At 45.8% G+C, this 18,130-nt stretch carries 15 protein-coding genes and 1 tRNA gene; 2 read left to right on the top strand and 14 right to left on the bottom strand.

Features of this window, described 5'->3' with window-relative positions:
* Positions 1 to 228: 228 nt before the first annotated feature.
* The 4 genes from B5G04_RS04590 to B5G04_RS04580 all read right to left on the bottom strand — a co-directional run bounded on the left by B5G04_RS04590 (position 229) and on the right by B5G04_RS04580 (position 5,448).
* Positions 229 to 1,815 carry an ATP-binding protein gene (locus tag B5G04_RS04590; RefSeq protein ID WP_087396025.1) on the bottom strand — a complete coding sequence of 529 codons (1,587 nt, stop codon included), beginning with the start codon at positions 1,813 to 1,815 and terminating at the stop codon, positions 229 to 231.
* A gap of 265 nt (positions 1,816 to 2,080) precedes the next feature.
* Positions 2,081 to 2,356, bottom strand: a complete 276-nt coding sequence (locus tag B5G04_RS19665) for a hypothetical protein (RefSeq protein WP_158100046.1) — start codon at positions 2,354 to 2,356, stop codon at positions 2,081 to 2,083.
* 81 nt (positions 2,357 to 2,437) lie between these two features.
* The gene (locus B5G04_RS04585) at positions 2,438 to 3,436 is read right to left on the bottom strand and encodes a 2-oxoacid:ferredoxin oxidoreductase subunit beta (RefSeq protein ID WP_022039285.1); all 999 of its coding nucleotides are present in this window, start codon (positions 3,434 to 3,436) and stop codon (positions 2,438 to 2,440) included.
* Positions 3,437 to 3,594: 158 nt separating this feature from the next.
* Positions 3,595 to 5,448 (bottom strand): 2-oxoacid:acceptor oxidoreductase subunit alpha, encoded by a 1,854-nt coding sequence (locus B5G04_RS04580; protein WP_022039286.1) that lies wholly within the window; start codon positions 5,446 to 5,448, stop codon positions 3,595 to 3,597.
* A gap of 165 nt (positions 5,449 to 5,613) precedes the next feature.
* Between B5G04_RS04580 and B5G04_RS04575 the strand changes: the two genes are divergently transcribed.
* Positions 5,614 to 5,685 (top strand) — tRNA-Arg (locus B5G04_RS04575).
* Between the two features lie 76 nt (positions 5,686 to 5,761).
* On the opposite strand, the gene B5G04_RS04570 is transcribed toward B5G04_RS04575, so the two are convergent.
* The 10 genes from B5G04_RS04570 to dapB all read right to left on the bottom strand — a co-directional run bounded on the left by B5G04_RS04570 (position 5,762) and on the right by dapB (position 16,661).
* Positions 5,762 to 6,307 (bottom strand): 7-carboxy-7-deazaguanine synthase QueE, encoded by a 546-nt coding sequence (locus tag B5G04_RS04570; protein ID WP_087396023.1) that lies wholly within the window; start codon positions 6,305 to 6,307, stop codon positions 5,762 to 5,764.
* Positions 6,294 to 6,626, bottom strand: a complete 333-nt coding sequence (gene queD / locus B5G04_RS04565) for a 6-carboxytetrahydropterin synthase QueD (protein WP_022039288.1) — start codon at positions 6,624 to 6,626, stop codon at positions 6,294 to 6,296. The genes B5G04_RS04570 and queD overlap by 14 nt, the downstream gene beginning before the upstream one ends.
* Positions 6,627 to 6,843: 217 nt before the next feature.
* Positions 6,844 to 9,837, bottom strand: a complete 2,994-nt coding sequence (gene secDF / locus B5G04_RS04560; RefSeq protein ID WP_087396021.1) for a protein translocase subunit SecDF — start codon at positions 9,835 to 9,837, stop codon at positions 6,844 to 6,846.
* Positions 9,838 to 10,128: 291 nt separating this feature from the next.
* Positions 10,129 to 11,208, bottom strand: a complete 1,080-nt coding sequence (locus B5G04_RS04555) for an endonuclease/exonuclease/phosphatase family protein (RefSeq protein ID WP_087250004.1) — start codon at positions 11,206 to 11,208, stop codon at positions 10,129 to 10,131.
* Positions 11,205 to 12,104, bottom strand: a complete 900-nt coding sequence (locus B5G04_RS04550; protein ID WP_087207121.1) for a rhomboid family intramembrane serine protease — start codon at positions 12,102 to 12,104, stop codon at positions 11,205 to 11,207. The genes B5G04_RS04555 and B5G04_RS04550 overlap by 4 nt, the downstream gene beginning before the upstream one ends.
* Positions 12,076 to 12,753, bottom strand: coding sequence for a rhomboid family intramembrane serine protease (locus B5G04_RS04545; protein WP_087207123.1), 678 nt, complete (start codon positions 12,751 to 12,753; stop codon positions 12,076 to 12,078). The genes B5G04_RS04550 and B5G04_RS04545 overlap by 29 nt, the downstream gene beginning before the upstream one ends.
* An 81-nt stretch (positions 12,754 to 12,834) precedes the next feature.
* The gene (locus tag B5G04_RS04540) at positions 12,835 to 13,479 is read right to left on the bottom strand and encodes a WbqC family protein (RefSeq protein ID WP_087396018.1); all 645 of its coding nucleotides are present in this window, start codon (positions 13,477 to 13,479) and stop codon (positions 12,835 to 12,837) included.
* 3 nt (positions 13,480 to 13,482) lie between these two features.
* Complete coding sequence (locus B5G04_RS04535; protein WP_022039294.1) at positions 13,483 to 14,394, bottom strand: S26 family signal peptidase; 912 nt, start codon at positions 14,392 to 14,394, stop codon at positions 13,483 to 13,485.
* 77 nt (positions 14,395 to 14,471) lie between these two features.
* Positions 14,472 to 15,896 (bottom strand): S26 family signal peptidase, encoded by a 1,425-nt coding sequence (locus tag B5G04_RS04530; RefSeq protein WP_022039295.1) that lies wholly within the window; start codon positions 15,894 to 15,896, stop codon positions 14,472 to 14,474.
* 9 nt (positions 15,897 to 15,905) lie between these two features.
* Positions 15,906 to 16,661 carry a 4-hydroxy-tetrahydrodipicolinate reductase gene (gene dapB, locus B5G04_RS04525; RefSeq protein WP_022039296.1) on the bottom strand — a complete coding sequence of 252 codons (756 nt, stop codon included), beginning with the start codon at positions 16,659 to 16,661 and terminating at the stop codon, positions 15,906 to 15,908.
* Positions 16,662 to 16,745: 84 nt separating this feature from the next.
* On the opposite strand from dapB, the gene B5G04_RS04520 reads away from it, so the two are divergent.
* On the top strand, positions 16,746 to 18,017 hold the full coding sequence (locus tag B5G04_RS04520; protein WP_022039297.1) for a DUF2851 family protein: 1,272 nt from the start codon (positions 16,746 to 16,748) through the stop codon (positions 18,015 to 18,017).
* The last annotated feature ends 113 nt before the right edge of the window (positions 18,018 to 18,130 follow it).

Genomic DNA, 18,130 nt, shown 5'->3' with positions numbered 1-18,130 from the left:
CTGAAAAATGAGATACGTTCATAAAAGTACGCCTGCAATGGCTACGGTGACTAATTGCTTATCCGCAAGCTTATGAGTCCTCGCATAATCCTAATATATTAGGACTGCAGTCCTAATACATATAGGACTCCAGTCCTGATGCGTGAAAACAACAGTCCCAGTATGTCAGGACTGGGAAAGGATTGTATTAACTCCATTTAATCAGGTTGTTAAGACGGTTGATAAATATTAACCTACTTTCCAGTCCTCCACCGTCCCCGTTTCGGAAGAGAAGTTCACTCCTATTTTATATAAGGTGCGCGGGTCGGCTTCGTAGGGTCGGGCATAGCCCTTCGCCTCTATCTGCGCCAAAGCCTCGTCCGCCGTACCATCGCGCTTGAACTCGAAAATATAAATGTAGTCATCCGTCTCCACGATGCAATCGGCACGCCCCTGGCTCTGTTCTTTCTCCGTATAGACCGTGTAGACGCTTATCAGGCGGAAGATGAGGTAAAGCGTATAGTGGAAGAAGCGTTCCTTCTCCGCCTCGTCCTTCTTAGCACGCATTGAGTATGGGATACTGGCGAGAAAAGAAGTAAACAGCTTGCGGAGTTGTTCCAAATCGCCTTGACGCATGGAAACAACCACACTCCGTATCCAGCCGCCCAGGTTTTCCTGAGGCTGCAAATAACTGGAAGCAACCAACGATACAAAGCCGCTCTTCACCTCATTGTTCGGGAAGTCGAGCAGGAATGTACCGAAATCACTGTCGTAGCCCTTGATGGTCAGGTATCCGCTTTGGTAAATCATCGGCAGGGGCTTTTCCACATCCGCCTTATAATCGACAAACTCCTTGTCCTCGTAATATTTGCCGGTCATTCCGTTCAGGTCCTCCTGCGTATGGTTCAGCAGGCGGACCAGATAGGTGGGTGTGCCGCTGGAGAACCAATAGTCACGGAGTGCCTTTTTGGCAAACGCGTTCAGCAGGCTGAACGGGTTGTATATGTCCGTCAGGTTGCCGCTGAAGTGATAGCCGTCATACCGGTGCTTCAGCATGTCCAGCATCCCTTCTTCAGTAACCTTATATTTTGTAGCCAATGCCTTGATAGGCTCGGCAAAATAATGCTCCAGTTCTTCCTGTGTGATGCCGCAAAGCGTTTCATACTGCTCGTCCATGCTGATGTCGCTCGGCTGGTTGAACCCGCTGAACACACTTACCTGAGAGAACTTGGTCACGCCCGTCAACAGCACAAACTGCAAGTCCTCGTCAGCGGTTTTGAATACCGAATAGAAACTCTTCAATATTTCCCGGTTACGGTCTTCCAGCAGACGCCTTTCACCGTCTACCGTAGTGGCATATCCCGTATCCAGCACGTCAAGGATAGGTTTATCGTATTCGTCTATCAATACCACGCAACGTCTGCCGTACCGTTTGCGTGCCTGATGCAGCACATGGATAAAGCGTGCGCCTGTCGTTTGCGCCGTATCGCTCCTGCCATACTGCTTTTCCCAGGCTGCCATGGTCTCTTCTATTCTCGCTTCCAAATTGCCTGGCAGGGTAAAGTCTCCCACATTAAAGTCGATATGGAACACGGGGTATTCCGCCCAATCGGTTTCCAACTTGTCAATGGCAAGCCCTTTAAATAGTTCTTTCCTCCCCTGAAAATAACATTTCAAGGTAGAGACCAGCAAGCTCTTGCCGAACCGGCGAGGGCGGCTCAGGAAATAGATTTTCCCCTCGTTCACTAACCGGTAAATCAAACCGGTCTTGTCGACATATACATAGCCGTCTCCTATAATCTGGTCAAAGCTTTGGATTCCTATCGGGTACTTCATCGTGCATCAAGTTTTGGATTTACGCAAAGAAACAAAATTATTCTGAAAGGGACAATAAAAAGGCGGCTCAAAAGAACCGCTTTTTTATAACATACAAGACCTTATAAGTAATGCCAATCAGGAGTTAAAAGGGAGTTAGATGGAGTTATCGCCCACTTGATGGGATGGGAGTTAGATGCCAATACCTCTGTGCATACGGTTCTTTGACTTACTATCGGCTTAACTCCTACAATATAAACTAAAATGAATGTCCGCATCTTGCCAATTAACTTGTAGGAGCAGGGTTTGCCTGCCCGAAAACATCCACGTGGACGCATACGGGCGGGCGAACCCCGCCCCTACATTGGCTAATTGCGGAATTCATATAAACTAAAGAAGCTGTTTTGAATTTCTCCAAAAAGTTTTTCTTGGCTTGATGTATCCGTTTTCGTGTGTGCTTTGGGCAATTTTTTGGTCTTTTTCGCTCCTGTTCTTCGTCAGATAGCCCGCTATCTTCCTCATCACAGAAGCGAAAATGCCTCAAAAACTCATCCCAAATCATCGCACGATAAATTCAAAACAGCTTCTAAATTAGTTACTTACATAACGGCTCTAGTTTTGCAGCTTGCTGAACTTGAATAAATTACTTGATTTCCCATGTATCGTTGGTATCGAGCAATTCTGCAAAATTATGGTATGGTTTCTTTGCCGACACTTCCTTTATCTGCTCTTCTACCGCTTCGTCATAAGTAGGAGCTTCCACATCGCGGATTACCCCCAAGGCAATGGGAAAATCCGGTCCTTCCATCAATGCCAACTTCAATTGCAAGGTATGGTCCTCACAATGGGCGTCGTGTACAAGGATATCGCTCTCCGTAATGCCGTTTTCACCCAATTTCACGACTTTCAGCCCAAAGCCTTCCTGCATCAAGCCAAACTCCCGGTTCGGTCCGAAAAGCATAGGTTTGCCATGTTCCAGATAAATGGCATTGCGTTCCCGGTCTTCTTTTTTCGCTACGGCATTGTGTGTGCCATCATTAAAGATAACGCAATTCTGCAACACTTCCACTACCGAAGTACCTTTGTGACGGGCAGCTGCCTGCAACACCTCGACAGATGGTCCGCCATCTACAGCTGCACAGCGGGCAAAAAAGCGTCCACGGGCACCAAAGCAAAGCTCTGCCGGCCGGAAAGGATCTTCTACCGTGCCATAAGGTGACGACTTACTGACAAAGCCACGTGCTGACGTTGGCGAATATTGTCCTTTCGTCAAACCGTAAATACGGTTGTTCAACAAGATGATATTAATATCCACATTACGGCGAATAGCGTGGATGAAATGATTTCCTCCAATGGCAAGTCCGTCACCATCACCCGAAATCTGCCAGATGGTAAGATTCGGATTTGCCACTTTTGCCCCTGTAGCAATGGCTGCCGCACGCCCGTGAATGGTGTGCATACCATACGTATTCATATAATAAGGCAAACGCGATGAACATCCGATACCGGAGATAACAGCTATTTCATGGGGAGGTACACCCAACTCGGCAAGTGCCTTATGAAATGAGTTCAAGAATGCATGGTCGCCACATCCGGGACACCAGCGCGGCTGGCCTGCTTTATAATCGGCTGCTGTATACATAGTTGTTTTTTAGTTTTTAAGTTCGTGAGTTTTTTAGTTTTTAAGTTCGTGAGTTTTTTAGTTTTTAAGTTTGCAAGTTCTTAAGTTCGTGAGTTTATTCTTTCTCAACTTAAAAACTTAAGAACTTAAAAACTTAAAAACTTAAAAGAACTTATCTCTTATGCATTCAGAATGCGATTAAAGGCTTCTACCAGTTCTTGCACAACGAAAGGCTGTCCTTTCACCTGATTAAACTGATAGAGATGAATGCCTTCTACCTTCATGCGCAGGTAGCCTGCGAGCTGTCCCATATTCTGCTCTGCCACCACAACTTTCTTGTAACGGCGAAGCACTTCTGCTGTATTTTTCGGCAGCGGGTTAAGGTATTTGAAGTGTGCCAGTGCCACCTTCTTACCTTGGTCATTCAATATGTCCATGGCAGAATGCAAATGTCCGTATGTACCGCCAAAACCGACGATCAACAAATCTGCATCCTCACATCCTTCTACCTGCAAATCGGGAATGCACGAAGCGATGCGTGCTACTTTTTCCGCACGAATGCCCGTCATCAGGTGATGGTTTTCGGGATCGGTAGAGATGGCACCTGTCTCGCTGCTTTTTTCCAGTCCTCCGATACGGTGCATGAAACCTTTCGTACCAGGTATCGCCCAATAACGTACTAACGAATTCGGGTCACGCTGGAAAGGCGTCCACGAGCCTGCCATTTCCGGCTTGACATATGGCGGACGAATCTCAGGATATTTCGCCAAATCGGGTAAATGCCATGCAGCCGAACCATTAGCGATGTAGGCATCGGTAAGCAATACCACGGGAGTCATATGCTCTAAAGCTATCTTACAGGCCATGAAAGCGGCATCGAAACAATCGGTAGGCGAAATGGCAGCGATGACCGGCATCGGACTTTCGCCGTTCCTTCCGAACAATACCTGCAACAAATCTGTCTGTTCCGACTTGGTAGGCAAACCGGTGGAGGGACCTCCACGCTGCACATCCACAATGACCAATGGAAGTTCGGTTATCACCGCCAGATTCATCGCCTCACTCTTCAGGCAAATACCCGGTCCTGAAGTAGTAGTGACAGCAAGTGCACCGGCAAAAGCTGCACCTACAGCCGAAGCACATCCGGCAATCTCGTCTTCGCATTGCACGGTTTTTACGCCTAATGACTTATGCTTCGCCAATTCGTGCAGGATATCAGTGGCAGGTGTAATCGGATACGAGCCCAAATAAAGTTGTAATCCGGCTTTTTCAGCAGCAGCAATCAAGCCGTATGCAGTCGCTTTGTTGCCATTGATGTCCATATAACGCCCTTTTTCCTTAGGCTCCTTACTCGGTACTGTATAGCTGGCAGAAACAGAAGCATGTGTGTTTTCGCCAAAATGATAGCCATCGTAAAGCACCTTAATATTAGCTTCTGCTATTGCCGGTTTCTTGGCAAACTTCTCGCGCAGCAGTTTTTCACCTACACTGACATCGCGGTGGAACAGCCAACATACCAGTCCCAATGCAAACATATTCTTGGTACGCATGATAGACTTATTATCCAATCCGCTGTCTTTCAGGCTCTCTTTGCACATCGTGGTAATGGCTGCCTCTACTACTTCGTTTTTGATACCCAGTTCAGAGAATGGGTTTTCCAATTGGAACTGTGCTTTCTCCAAATCACGTTTGGTAAACGAGTCCGTATCGATGATAATAACCGCTTGAGGCTTACAGAACTTGTACTGTGTTTTCAATGCAGCAGGGTTCATAGCGACCAACACATCACATTTGTCTCCCGGCGTATAGACCTTACCCGACCCGATATGTACCTGAAAGCCCGATACTCCCGTCAGCGTACCTTGCGGAGCCCGTATATCAGCCGGATAATCGGGGAATGTACTGATATCATTTCCTTCCGTAGCCGAAATATTTGAAAACATATTTCCGGCAAGCTGCATGCCATCGCCCGAATCTCCCGAAAAACGAACTACGACATCGTGCAGCTCTTTGACTATCATTTCTTTTGCCATACTATATTTTTTTAGAGTTCTCGTATTAAATGCACACAAAATTGGGGAACTTCCTTTAAAAATCAAAATAAAAAGGCAGAATTATTACAAAAAATGTAAGGTCCTTGTGTTTTTCTTGAGCAAATATATGGGAATTAGCACAAAAAGCAGTAAATTTGCACACTCGCCTTGGTAGTTCAACGGATAGAACAAGCGTTTCCTAAACGTTAAATAGGGGTTCGATTCCCCTCCGAGGTACTTTTATTTACTATTTTACTATTTACGATTTACTATTTTAAGCAAATGACAAAATAGTAAATCGTAAAATCGTAAATCAAGGGATGTTTATCAATTTGTGTATCTGAAGGCTTAACCGCCACTGTGGATGCTTCTTTATATACTCAATCACTTCTTCTGTATTTTGGCACGAACACGGCTGTAGGAAATGTTCTTTTGCTTCTATTAATAAATAAGGAGAGACATCTTGTCCGAGATAAACCACTTTCACTTCATCAACATGCTTGACGCGAAGAATTGTTCCTTCTTTTGGAGAACAGGTTACCCAGTCTACCGCTTCGGGCAAGATTTGTGTTCCATTGGTCTCGACAGAAACATATTTGCCGGCTTTGTGCAACAAATCAACCAATGCATCGTTTATCCACAACCCCGGCTCTCCTCCAGTCAGAATAACCATCCGGCAGGGATATTTACATACCTCTTCTACAATTTCCTCATCGCTCATTTCCGTTCCTGATTCATGCGATGTATCACAAAAAGCGCACTTCAGATTGCATCCCGAAAAGCGTACAAATACAGCAGGGGTTCCTGCATGTGCCCCTTCTCCTTGCAGACTATAGAATATTTCGTTAATCTTTCTCATAAATTACCGTATTGCCTTCCGATTCCCTTACTTCCACCTTAAAACAATGTGGTACCTGTTCGCATACCCAACGAGCGATATTTTCTGCCGTCGGATTAAAAGAGAATACTTCATTCAAATGACGGTGATCCATTTGTTCTTTTACTATCTTTTTAATTTTAGAAAAATCAACTACCATACCACACTCGTCCAGCTCCTTGCTGCGGCAATATACGGTGATTATCCAGTTATGTCCATGCAGATTTTCGCACTTGCTGGGATAAGAAAGTGACAGGCTGTGCGAAGCCGATATTTCCATACGTTTGATGACTGTATACATAATGCTTGTTGTTCTAAGATTGTTTATCGTAAAAAACGGTTAGTGCCTAATGTCACCTCAGCACTTTGCAAAGATAAGAAAGAATTTGCATCTGGGCAAACAGGAAGAAAAGAGTCTATATAATAAAGGAGTTAAGCCTATAGCTGATTTTCCACCACCAGACTATTGGCTTAACTCCTTTACTTCTTTAATTTCTCAATTCCTTATTATGATATTATCAGGCTTTTCCGGTTTCTTCTTTCTGTCCTTTCCGGCCTCCCATCATCAGGTAAGCCACCGGGGCAGCTACAAACAATGAGGAGAACGTACCGACTACCACACCCAGAATCATTGCAAATGAGAAACTGCGGATGCTGTCGCCTCCCAAGAAGAAAATGATAAGCAATACAATCAACGTACTCTGACCGGTATTCAACGTACGGGCAAGTGTCGTATTCAAAGAATCATTGAACAGTTTTGTACGTTCACGTTTCGGATACAGGTGATAGAACTCGCGCACACGGTCGAATATAACCACCTTGTCGTTAATAGAATAACCGATTACCGTCAATACTGCACCGATAAATGTCTGGTCTACCTCCAATGAGAACGGCATCCAACCGTAACATAAAGAATAAGCACCTACTACCAGCAGCGTATCCACCGCCAATGCAGCCGTTGCACCCACACTATATGCAATGTTGTTGAACCGAATCAAGATATACAGACCGATAGCAATCAAGGCAAAGATGACCGACCATACAGCAGATGTCTTCAAGTCGTCTGCTACGCTCGGACCCACCTTCTGCGAACTGATGATGGAACATCCTTCCGTATTGTCACGGTCAACAAACTGCTCGAGAGTCAAGCCATCGGGCAACAGATTGCCTTCCTTGAAAGCGTTATACAAAATACCTTCTATTTCGGCATCTACATTCGCACCATCCTCTGCTATACGATAGTTGGTGGTCACACGGATACGGTGTCCGTCAGTTCCCAAGGCAATGGCTTGGATATTGGCATCATCCACCTTGTTTTCCAATAAGTCGCGTACGGTTTCTGGCTGAACCACCTTGTCGAACTGTACAACAAAGTTACGTCCACCTGTAAAGTCAATACTGGGCGACAAACCACGAACCACAAACGAAACCACGCATACCAGAATAAGAATACCCCATACGGTAAACGAACGTTTGATGATTCCCATAAAGTTGAAATGCACATTCTGGAACAGGTTCTTCGATATGGAAGTAGAGAATGTCAGGTTACGGAGCTTTCCTTTTGCCAGGAAATGTTCGTAAACCAGACGGGTCATATACACTGCTGTAAAGAACGAGCAGATGATACCGATAATCAATGTAGTAGCAAATCCGCGGATAGGTCCGGTTCCGAAATAGAACAGGATAACACCCGTAATGATAGATGTCAGGTTAGAGTCGAAGATGGCCGAGAAAGCACCTGAATAACCCGCATTGATTGCTTCTTTCATTGTCTTTCCAGCCTTCATCTCTTCCTTGGTACGTTCGTGAATCAACACGTTGGCATCCACCGCCATGGCCAGCGAAAGCACCATACCGGCAATTCCGGACAATGTCAATGCGGCTTGGAACGAAGCCAGAATACCCATCGTAAAGAAGAAGTTGAATATCAATGCAAAATTGGCAATCATACCTGGAATAAAACCATACATCAGGCAGAGGTAAGCCATCAAGGCAATCAAGGCTACTATAAACGAAACCAATCCCTGATTGATAGACTGCTGTCCGAGCGAAGGTCCTACGATATCTTCCTGTACGATACGGGCAGGAGCCGGCATCTTACCCGACTTCAGCACGTTAGCCAAGTCTTTAGTTACTTCCGGAGTAAAATTACCGGTGATTTCCGAATTACCTCCCGTAATCTCAGAATTTACACGCGGCGCACTATATACATAACCATCCAGTGCAATAGCTATTTCCTTGCCGATATTTTTCTTGGTCAGTGCAGCCCAGCGGCGCGAACCGTCGGTATTCATCGACATTGTTACACAAGGCTTGTTAAACTGGTCGTATGAGTCGCGTGCATCTGTGATGACATCACCTTCCAGCGGAGCACGTCCGTTACGCTCGGTTACGCGGATGGCATACAATTCGAATATGTGACCCGTCTGGTCCATTTCCGAAGCCTTCACGCCCCACATCAACTTCAGGTCACGCGGCAGGATTTCTTTCACTTGCTTCAGATTCAAGATGTTGTTTATGGCAGCTGTATCCTTATAGTCAGCATATCCTACGATAGCTCCTATACCGCTTTGGTTGGGCTGGAAAACAGCCAGCAACGGATGTTCTTTCTTCAGTTGTTCCAAATCGGCGGTGCTTTGAGCTTCGGCCGTCTCTCCCTTCAGTACTGCGGCCAGGCTGTCTTTCGAAGAAAGAGCGGCTTTGGCTTCTTCTTTCTTCATTTCCACCGAGTCGGTCTTCACCGAATCCGTAGCAGTCCCCATCGCAAGACGGGCACGTTCATCTGCCGACATCAATATAGGAACAATATCCTTGGCTTCGTATGTTTCCCAAAACTCCAGATTGGCAGAACCTTGCAGAAGGTTTCTCACACGTTCCGGTTCTTTGATACCCGGCAATTCCACCATGATGCGTCCCATCGAACCTTCTACTGCCTGAATATTGGGCTGAACCACACCGAAACGGTCGATACGTGTACGCAACACGTTATATGAGTTGTCGATGGCAGCCTTCACTTCTTCACGCAAAGCTCTTTCCACTTCAGCATCGGTGCTGCGGGTATTCACCTTGTCCTTCATCTGCTGTGTAGCGAACAACTCGGCAAGCTTGCCATCGGGAACCAACTTTTTATACTCTCTCACAAACAGTGTGATAAAATCTTCCTGACTGGTCACCTGTTTCTTGGCAGCTTCTGCCACAGCCTTGTTGAAAGCTTCATCAGTCTTGTTGTCGGCAAGTGCCTTCACTACATCCGGCACAGAAACTTCAAGGATGACGTTCATACCACCCTTCAAGTCAAGGCCCAGTCCGATTTCCAATTCACGACATTTTTTCAGCGTATAACTGAACCATACCTTCTTGTTCATTACCGAATCAAGATAATGTGTCTCGCCTTTCGGATCTTCCTCCGCCTTATTCATGTGATAGCGGGTCACGAAAGAAAACGAAAGGTAGAACAAGCAGACCAGGGTCAGTAATAGCGCAAAAAACTTTACGAATCCTTTGTTTTGCATGTTACTTTAATTTATTATTTACTTTTTAATTAATATGCGTTTATTCAAGGTTGCAAATATAGTTCTTTTCATTTACATGAAGAAAAGGATTTTAATTATTTCGGCATTTCAAAGCAAAAAAGATGAATTTCAACGGCAACAGGCATCAAGAAACAATCCTTTTCGGACAAAGAAGTGACCCGATTGCATATAAGTGCGCGGCTCTACGCATATAAGTACATCGGACAACGCACCCATATGCATAAGCCCATGTAAGTAAGTGCTTTCCTCATCTCAAGTTTTCCAGACGGTTCACCGCTCCAAGATGCACCATACGGGATAATGGTCGGAAGCACGGATGCTGCGGTCCACCTTACATTCGAGTACACGAAATGCCGGAGTAGCAAAGATATGGTCGATGCGAAAATAAAAGTGGTTCTGATTATAAGTAAATCCAGGACCGGCACCAGCCTCTACGAATACATCGCACAGCCCTTCACCGATAACCCGATGGGCATACGAAAGGGGAGAATCATTGAAATCACCGCAAACCAGCATATAACGTGAGCGGTTCCGCCGGATAGCCTGTGCCACCGAATCGGCTTGCGGACCTCGGAGTGCCCCGGCATCTGCCAATTTGCGCAACAGGTATTTGCTCTCGCTCTTCACATTGCCTTCAGTGGGCGACTTCAAGATATCGTTGTACACCTTCTTGTCGTAACTGTCCAATTTATTCGACTCCAGATGGTTATTGATAACTACGATTGTATCTTCATCCACTTTCAAGCGGTACATCACACTCCCGTTAAACTGACTGGCATACGCAATGCGCTCTTCCGACAAAATGGGATAGCGTGAATAACAAGCCAAGATGTCTCCCCCTTCCGTACGTGTCGTTTTCGAATACGGATAAGCCGCCAATGCTTCCTTTATTTGTGCCTTCGAAGCATGGGCTCCCGGCATAAACTCTTGCAGGCAGATAATGTCTGCCCCACTCTTGCGCAAATAAGCCAATACAGGATTCTCTCCGTCGGTTTCCCCTTTCTCGCCGGCAGCAATGCCCTGTGTGTTATACGTGAGAAATTTCAGGTTCTTCGCTCCTGGCGTACCCTCTTTGATAGAACCTACGGGGAAATATATCCGCAAGCTGTTCCATGCAGCAGCAAAAAACAACAAAGGCAAACACACTCCCCATGGCTTCAGGCAAAGCCAGACGAAACAAAAAGCCAGGTTCAGGCACATAAATATGGGAAAGAACAAACCTGCACACGCTCCTACCGGATGTTCTACCGGAGAAATATAAGGACTATAGGCACAAACCAGAAAGGCTATGCCTATCAATCCATTCGACAAGGCCAAAATGGTCAGTATGAAATGCTTAACGATTTTCATTTCTTGCTTGCATCAAACAGACTTTTCTTTTCGTCTTCGGTCAGACTATTGTAACCTGACTTTCTGAGTTTGTCCAATATACGGTCAATCTCATCAGCACGTGCTTTCTTGCGTGCATTGAAGTCGTAATCTTTTTCCTTGTCTCCATAATGCACTTTCATCTTCGGCTTGCGGGGAGTCTGACGCCAACGACCCGAACAAAAATCTAAAGCCATGTTAATCCATCGGGTTAGGTCGCGCCCCTTTACCAGACCAGAAGCAAACCACCATCCAGCCAAAGCACCTCCCAAATGAGCCAGATGTCCTCCAGCATTGTCTGCAGTCATAAACAACAGGTCGAGCACTACCATAAAGATAGCTACATATTTCAAGCGTACCGTTCCGATAAACATAAATTGTACGGGATAATCGGGCTCACGCACCGCCGTAGCCACTACTATGGCAAGTACTGATGCCGAAGCTCCCAGCAAGTATGAAAAAGCGACTGCATCCCGGAAGTAAGGGAAAAGATTATAAGCCACCATATAAAGTACCGCACCGGCTATGCCTCCCAACACGTATAATCCACGCAGGTGTCTTGCCGAGAAAAAGTTCAGGAACAGCCGTCCGAACCAATACAGCCACAACATATTGAACAGGATGTGCAAAATACCGGCATGCATGAACATATAGCTCAGTACCGACCAAGGCTGGCGGATAAATCTCCCCAACGATGCCGGAAACATGAGGTAATTCATCCACTGTTGTCCTCCCCCCATATTAAATAAGGTAAGGAAAAGGTTCACCAGAGCAACAAGCAAAAACACGCCGACATTAATGTAAATAAGTTGGGTCACAATATCCCCACGCCTGAAGTTCTCTTTCAGGTTAGTAATAAATCTGCTGTCCGCCGCCATTTTTCTTTCTCCAATAAATGATTAATATGAATCCAAAAAGCATGCCTCCCAAATGAGCGAAGTGTGCCACCCCGTCTCCCCCACTGATGCCCAGCACCAGTTCGAGTACGGCATAACCAATAACAAAGTATTTCGCCTTGATAGGCATCGGTATCGGAAAGATGAACATCTCGCTATTGGGAAACAGCATACCGAAAGCCAGCAAGATGGCATATACAGCCCCGGATGCTCCCACAGTGGTCAGCATATTCAAGTATTCTGCCATCGAAATGACACCCATACCGGTATCTACCCCATCGTATTGTGACAAACTCACTACATATTCGATGTATTGCACCGCTTCCTGTATCAGTCCGGCGCCGATACCGCACAAGATGTAATAGAATAAGAACCGCTTCGGTCCCCAAACATTTTCCAACGTACGTCCGAACATCCAGACTGCAAACATATTGAAGAAAATATGTTGGAAATTGGCATGCATGAACATATAGGTAATCAGCTGTGCCGGGTTGAAATCAGATGCCAGGAAGAAATGCAGCCCCAACATATCGTTCAAGTCGATTCCGTACCGTTTTGCCACGACATAGCCAAAAAAGCACAGTACATTGATAATCAGTAGATTTTTTGTTACAGTTGGCATATTGTTCATATCGTTGTATTCTTTAGTTTTTAAGTTTATAAGTTTTTAAGTTTATAAGTTTTTAAGTTTTCAAGTTTAATTCTTCATTCATCATTCTTCATTATAAAAGCTTTCCTTCAGCACCAGTAATCCTTCGGGTCCCATATTGAATAACAAATCGATGATGCTTAGGTTCGGAAGGAAACCGGTTTGCGCATCGAACACCTGATAATAAGGCTTAGGCACGAACTGCGGGTCATTAGCCTCAAAAGGCTTTTTCGGATGAATCCGTTCGCGGAAGTCTTCTACCCCTTCGGGTGATACACAAAAATCATCAGTAGGTACAATGCAAGGTTGCATATCCAGTTGCCTGCATATCCACTGGCACAAATCAGCATTGAAATCATACAAGAAAGTATACCTCCGCTTGTAAAACTCCTGGAATTCATCAGCATAATAATCAAAGAACGGGCTGTGCTTATAGCCCGCCACAAACGCATTCCAATGCACATGCCGCCAGTTCCCATGGTCGGAAATGCGCACATCTTTCATCAAACATTTCTGTTCGTCACTCTTTTCGGTAGGAATGGTCAGAGCCAACGGTCCTGCCGCCGAAGCGATAACACACCGGTTCCGGTAAGTCTGTTTCGCATAATGGTCGAACCGTTCCACATATACCTTATCATACGCATAGAGTTTCGTATAATACTCTACCGGTGCCAGATACGCCGAACTTAACAATATTTCTTTTTCCATTCTTTATTCTACACGTTGTAAAAAACGCCCCTTCCGGGTAGTAAACCAAATGCGCCACGCTTTGCCAATGATGCATTCTTCGGGCACAAAGCCAAACAAACGGGAGTCGGCAAGATTGACCGGGTCATTCGAAGCCATCCAATAATAATCCTTACTGAATGTATACGAACGCACCGGCTTTCCTTCCACCCACAAGGTATCTCCCTGCACGGTGGCATTTTTCCCCTCATGCGACACAATGGTGTTGCAAAGCAATACCGCATTCCAAGGATAGACCATCACCGGAATACCTTTTTCGGGCACCACATAAGGATGTACCTCCTTTGCTAGTTTGGCATTCAACGGTGTAAAAATTACCTTCCCTTTTCCCTTTTGCGCAACGAGATACAATTCATATCGGCTGAAGCTCCGGATGAAATCGCCTTCCTCGGTATATCCCACCAAAGGATTCTCAGAAATACCTACTGCCTTCAATATTGCCTGTACAGTATCTTCTTGTGCCGAAGGATATACATACAAAGCTTTGTTGTCGGGACTCCAGACTTCATTTTCCGCATCAATCAGCTCGCGGTTCAACAACAATGTATCTCCAGCCCTACCTATACAACGGCTGATAAACACACCACGCCCCTCCATCCATCGGGACGGATTACCCGGACTTGGGTCGTTGAACAAGACTATATCTCCTTTCCTGATATCGCAAGAACCGATACGGTGGTATCCGAATACCGATGGAAAAGGCATACGCAAACCGTAGCTCCACTTGTTCACCAATACCCCTTCGCCTTCGTAAAGGCTGTTTTCCATTCCCGACGAAGGAATAAAGCAAGACGTAACAAGGAAAGCTTTCACCAATACTACTGCCAGCACACATCCGGCAATTCCTTTCAGTATGGTTTTCCAGCTTGCATTCATATAATTAATCAGGTACTGGCTGACCAGGTTTTCAATACATCAGGTATCTAAAGCCTGGCCAACCCGTACACGCTATGTTATTTTATCGAATCCACAAACTTAAACAACCGGTTCCAACGAACCTTACCGTCCAGCCATCCACGGTCTTGATCCAAGGACAACCAGATAAATATCGGCTTGCCCACAATATGGTCTTCAGGCACAAAGCCCCAAAAACGGGAATCGGCCGAATTATGCCGGTTATCACCCATCATCCAGTAATAATCCATTTTAAATGTATAACGGGTGGTCTCCTGTCCGTTGATATAGATTCTACCCTCCTTTACTTCCAAGGTATTTCCCTCGTAAGCATGGATCGGACGTTCATAAAAAGGCAGGTTGTCCAAAGTCAAGTCGATGGTCTCCCCCTTCTTTGGAATCCATATCGGACCATAATTGTCAAGTGTCCATCCGGTCACCTTATTTACGGGGTAAAGTCCTTCGATAGCCTCATCAGGCATGTTTTCGATAGAGACCACGATATCCTTGCGTGCCAAAAGACCTGCTTTCGCCTTCTCCGTCAACGGTATATTATAAACAGATTCCTCGGGATAATACATAGCCCGGTCCTCTGCACTGATACCCAGTTCGTGACACAGGTCATCGGGTAACATGCCTTTCGTATGTACGATATAGCGGTATTGTACATTGTCGGGCTCTTTGTTTGCCTTACCGTCCAGATATACAATGCGGTCTTTTATCTGAAGCGTCTGCCCCGGAAGTCCGACACAACGTTTCACATAATTCTCACGCCGGTCTACCGGACGTGCGATGACTTTTCCATATAGTTGCGGGTTTTCATCGATATACTTGCGTCCGGCTGCGTAATAATAATCAAATACTTGCCGTTGCTGCTCGGCATCCAAGCGCGAGAAATCGACCTGTTGTGACAATTGTCTGCCTGCATCATAACTCAACCGGTACAAGTCATCAGCAGGTATGGCTGTAGCCACGCTATCTCCTGCCGGGAAATTAAAGACCACGATATCATTCAGTTTTACCGTACCCAATCCGCCCACACGCTTGTAATCCCAATGAATCCATTCCAGATACGACTTACAATTGAAGACCGGAAGCGTGTGCTGAGTGAGCGGCATATGCAAAGGAGTCTGTGGAATACGAGCCCCATAACTCATCTTGCTTACGAACAAATAGTCGCCTACCAACAATGATTTCTCCAACGAAGAAGAAGGAATAACATAGTTCTGGAAAAAATACAGGTTGACGAAATAAACCGCTACCAATGCAAACACAATGGCATCTACCCACCCCATTACCGTGAGCACCGCCTTATTCTTCGATTTTTTCCACCACGTCCAAGGTATTTTCTTGGTGATATAGGCATCGAAGATAAAAGGGATGACGACTATACCCAGCCAGCTTTTCAGCCAGATGAGAAAGAGAATGTATAAAAACAAGACAATGCCGAATTTCACCCATTGCCTGCGCGATGCTTGTATCATACCCGTTCCTTAAAATTGAAATAAGTCATTCATTCCCAAAAAGCCTTCGTGAACAGCTGTATATTCAGCAGCCAGCACAGCCCCCAAGGCAAACCCTTTCCGGTTTTTTGCATCGTGTGTAATGATGATGGAATCGGCTTCCGATTCGTAGCGGATAGTATGGATACCCGGCACTTCATCCCGCCGGATAGCACTGACCGGCAATTCATCTGGAGCACACTCCGTCGTTCCACTTACAGTACCGTCGGGAGCAGTTAAGGTACCCATTACCCATTTACTCTTACGGTCCAGGTTTTCCAGGATACCTTCGGCAAGTGTGATGGCTGTACCGCTGGGTGCGTCCACCTTATGGATATGATGTGTTTCCACCATCGAAACATCATAGTTGGGAAAACGGTTCATTATCTTAGCCAGATACTTGTTAACCGCCGAGAATATAGCTACCCCCAGGCTGAAATTGGATGACCAGAACAACGTCTTTCCTTCTTCCTTGCACAAGCGGCGCACCTCATCACCGTGTTCACCCATCCAGCCAGTACTACCTGATACAACTTTCACTCCTTGCTTGAAAGCCTCCATACAATTGCCGTATGCCACTGCAGGAGCTGTAAACTCAATAGCTACGTCTGCCGAGCGGAAAGCATCAGAATCGATGTCCTGATGATTGTCCACATCTATGATACTTACTATTTCATGTCCGCGGGAAAGAGCGACCTTTTCTATCTCTTTACCCATCTTTCCATATCCGATTAATGCTATTTTCATAAATAAATCAATTAAATTCAGCCACAAAGATAGCGTTTTTCGTTATTAATCATTACATTTAGCGAACATTTACACCTCATTAACATGGAACAACTCTTACATTACGTGTGGAAACACAAACTTTTTGCCCTTCAGCCGCTACAAACAACCGATGGACAAACAGTGGAAATCATCGACGTGGGACTGCCCAATATACATGCAGGCCCTGATTTCTTCAACGCCAAAATCAAGTTAAACGGTGTGCTGTGGGTAGGCAACGTGGAAATACATCTGCAAGCATCCGACTGGTTTGCCCACCGGCACCACCTTGACCCGGCATACGATTCAGTCATTCTGCATGTAGCTTCACGAATGGATGCCTCCCCAGTCCGTACCAACGGCGAACCTATCCCGCAAATGGAGCTGCATTGCCCGCCAGCCTTGCTTGCCCATTACGAACAATTGCTGCAGGAAGACCGTTATCCGGCTTGTCATGAACTGATTCCTTCCCTATCAGCGTTCTTCTTGCACAGCTGGCTATCCGCCTTGCAAGTAGAACGGTTCGAAAGCAAGACAGAACAAATACACCAGCGACTGAAAGCCTGCAACAGCGACTGGGAAAATGCTTTCTTTATCACTCTGGCGCGCAATTTTGGTTTCGGAGTGAATAGTGACACCTTCGAATTATGGGCAAAAACCGTACCTTTAACAGCAGTCAACAAGCACCGCGATAGTCTATTTCAGGTAGAAGCCCTATTTTTCGGACAAGCCGGACTGTTGCAGGAGCTTCCGATAGACACTTATACCGAAGCCTTGATAAAAGAATATGCTTACCTCAGCCATAAATTCGGACTTACTCCCTCGGCAGACTGCCATTGGCGTTTTCTCCGGCTGCGTCCGGGCAATTTTCCACATATACGTATTGCCCAATTGGCTTGCCTGTACCATCGTTCACAAGGATTACTTTCTCAACTGATGGAAACAGACAACCTGAAGCAAGTACGTGAACTGCTCCGAGGAGGTACTTCCGAGTACTGGCTGACACACTATACATTCGGCGAAATTTCTCCCGCTCATCCGAAAACGTTAAGCAACAATTCTATCGACTTGCTTATCATCAACACGGTAGTTCCTTTTCTATATGCGTATGGCAAACACAAAGCGAACGAAGCCCTTTGCCAACGTGCCAACCGCTTCCTCGAAGAACTGAAACCGGAAAACAATTACATCATCCGGACTTGGCAGGAATGTGGACTGAAAGCCAACCATGCCGGAGACAGCCAGGCGCTTATCCAACTCAAAAAGAACTATTGCGACCCAAAGAAATGCTTGTATTGCAGAATCGGGTACGAATATATGAAAAAGGTAACGAGGTAACAAGGTGACGAGGTGACGAGGTGACTAGGTGACGAGGTGACAAGGTGACGAGGTGACAAGGTGACGAGGTTTTAAATACCTTTACTATCCGAGGCCTTATCAACTTGCCAACT

It is taken from the genome of Bacteroides sp. An51A (genome assembly GCF_002161565.1).
GTDB lineage: Bacteria > Bacteroidota > Bacteroidia > Bacteroidales > Bacteroidaceae > Phocaeicola > Phocaeicola intestinalis.
The sequence above is the reverse complement of the archived record's forward strand: the minus strand, read 5'-3'. Positions and strand labels throughout refer to the sequence as shown.

Excerpts from the sequence above, each read along its gene's own strand:
- B5G04_RS04590 (WP_087396025.1), bottom strand. The coding sequence starts at position 1,815 with ATGAAGTACCCGATAGGAATCCAAAGCTTTGACCAGATTATAGGAGAC.
- B5G04_RS19665 (WP_158100046.1), bottom strand. The coding sequence starts at position 2,356 with ATGATTTGGGATGAGTTTTTGAGGCATTTTCGCTTCTGTGATGAGGAA.
- B5G04_RS04585 (WP_022039285.1), bottom strand. The coding sequence starts at position 3,436 with ATGTATACAGCAGCCGATTATAAAGCAGGCCAGCCGCGCTGGTGTCCC.
- B5G04_RS04580 (WP_022039286.1), bottom strand. The coding sequence starts at position 5,448 with ATGGCAAAAGAAATGATAGTCAAAGAGCTGCACGATGTCGTAGTTCGT.
- B5G04_RS04570 (WP_087396023.1), bottom strand. The coding sequence starts at position 6,307 with ATGAGAAAGATTAACGAAATATTCTATAGTCTGCAAGGAGAAGGGGCA.
- queD (WP_022039288.1), bottom strand. The coding sequence starts at position 6,626 with ATGTATACAGTCATCAAACGTATGGAAATATCGGCTTCGCACAGCCTG.
- secDF (WP_087396021.1), bottom strand. The coding sequence starts at position 9,837 with ATGCAAAACAAAGGATTCGTAAAGTTTTTTGCGCTATTACTGACCCTG.
- B5G04_RS04555 (WP_087250004.1), bottom strand. The coding sequence starts at position 11,208 with ATGAAAATCGTTAAGCATTTCATACTGACCATTTTGGCCTTGTCGAAT.
- B5G04_RS04550 (WP_087207121.1), bottom strand. The coding sequence starts at position 12,104 with ATGGCGGCGGACAGCAGATTTATTACTAACCTGAAAGAGAACTTCAGG.
- B5G04_RS04545 (WP_087207123.1), bottom strand. The coding sequence starts at position 12,753 with ATGAACAATATGCCAACTGTAACAAAAAATCTACTGATTATCAATGTA.
- B5G04_RS04540 (WP_087396018.1), bottom strand. The coding sequence starts at position 13,479 with ATGGAAAAAGAAATATTGTTAAGTTCGGCGTATCTGGCACCGGTAGAG.
- B5G04_RS04535 (WP_022039294.1), bottom strand. The coding sequence starts at position 14,394 with ATGAATGCAAGCTGGAAAACCATACTGAAAGGAATTGCCGGATGTGTG.
- B5G04_RS04530 (WP_022039295.1), bottom strand. The coding sequence starts at position 15,896 with ATGATACAAGCATCGCGCAGGCAATGGGTGAAATTCGGCATTGTCTTG.
- dapB (WP_022039296.1), bottom strand. The coding sequence starts at position 16,661 with ATGAAAATAGCATTAATCGGATATGGAAAGATGGGTAAAGAGATAGAA.
- B5G04_RS04520 (WP_022039297.1), top strand. The coding sequence starts at position 16,746 with ATGGAACAACTCTTACATTACGTGTGGAAACACAAACTTTTTGCCCTT.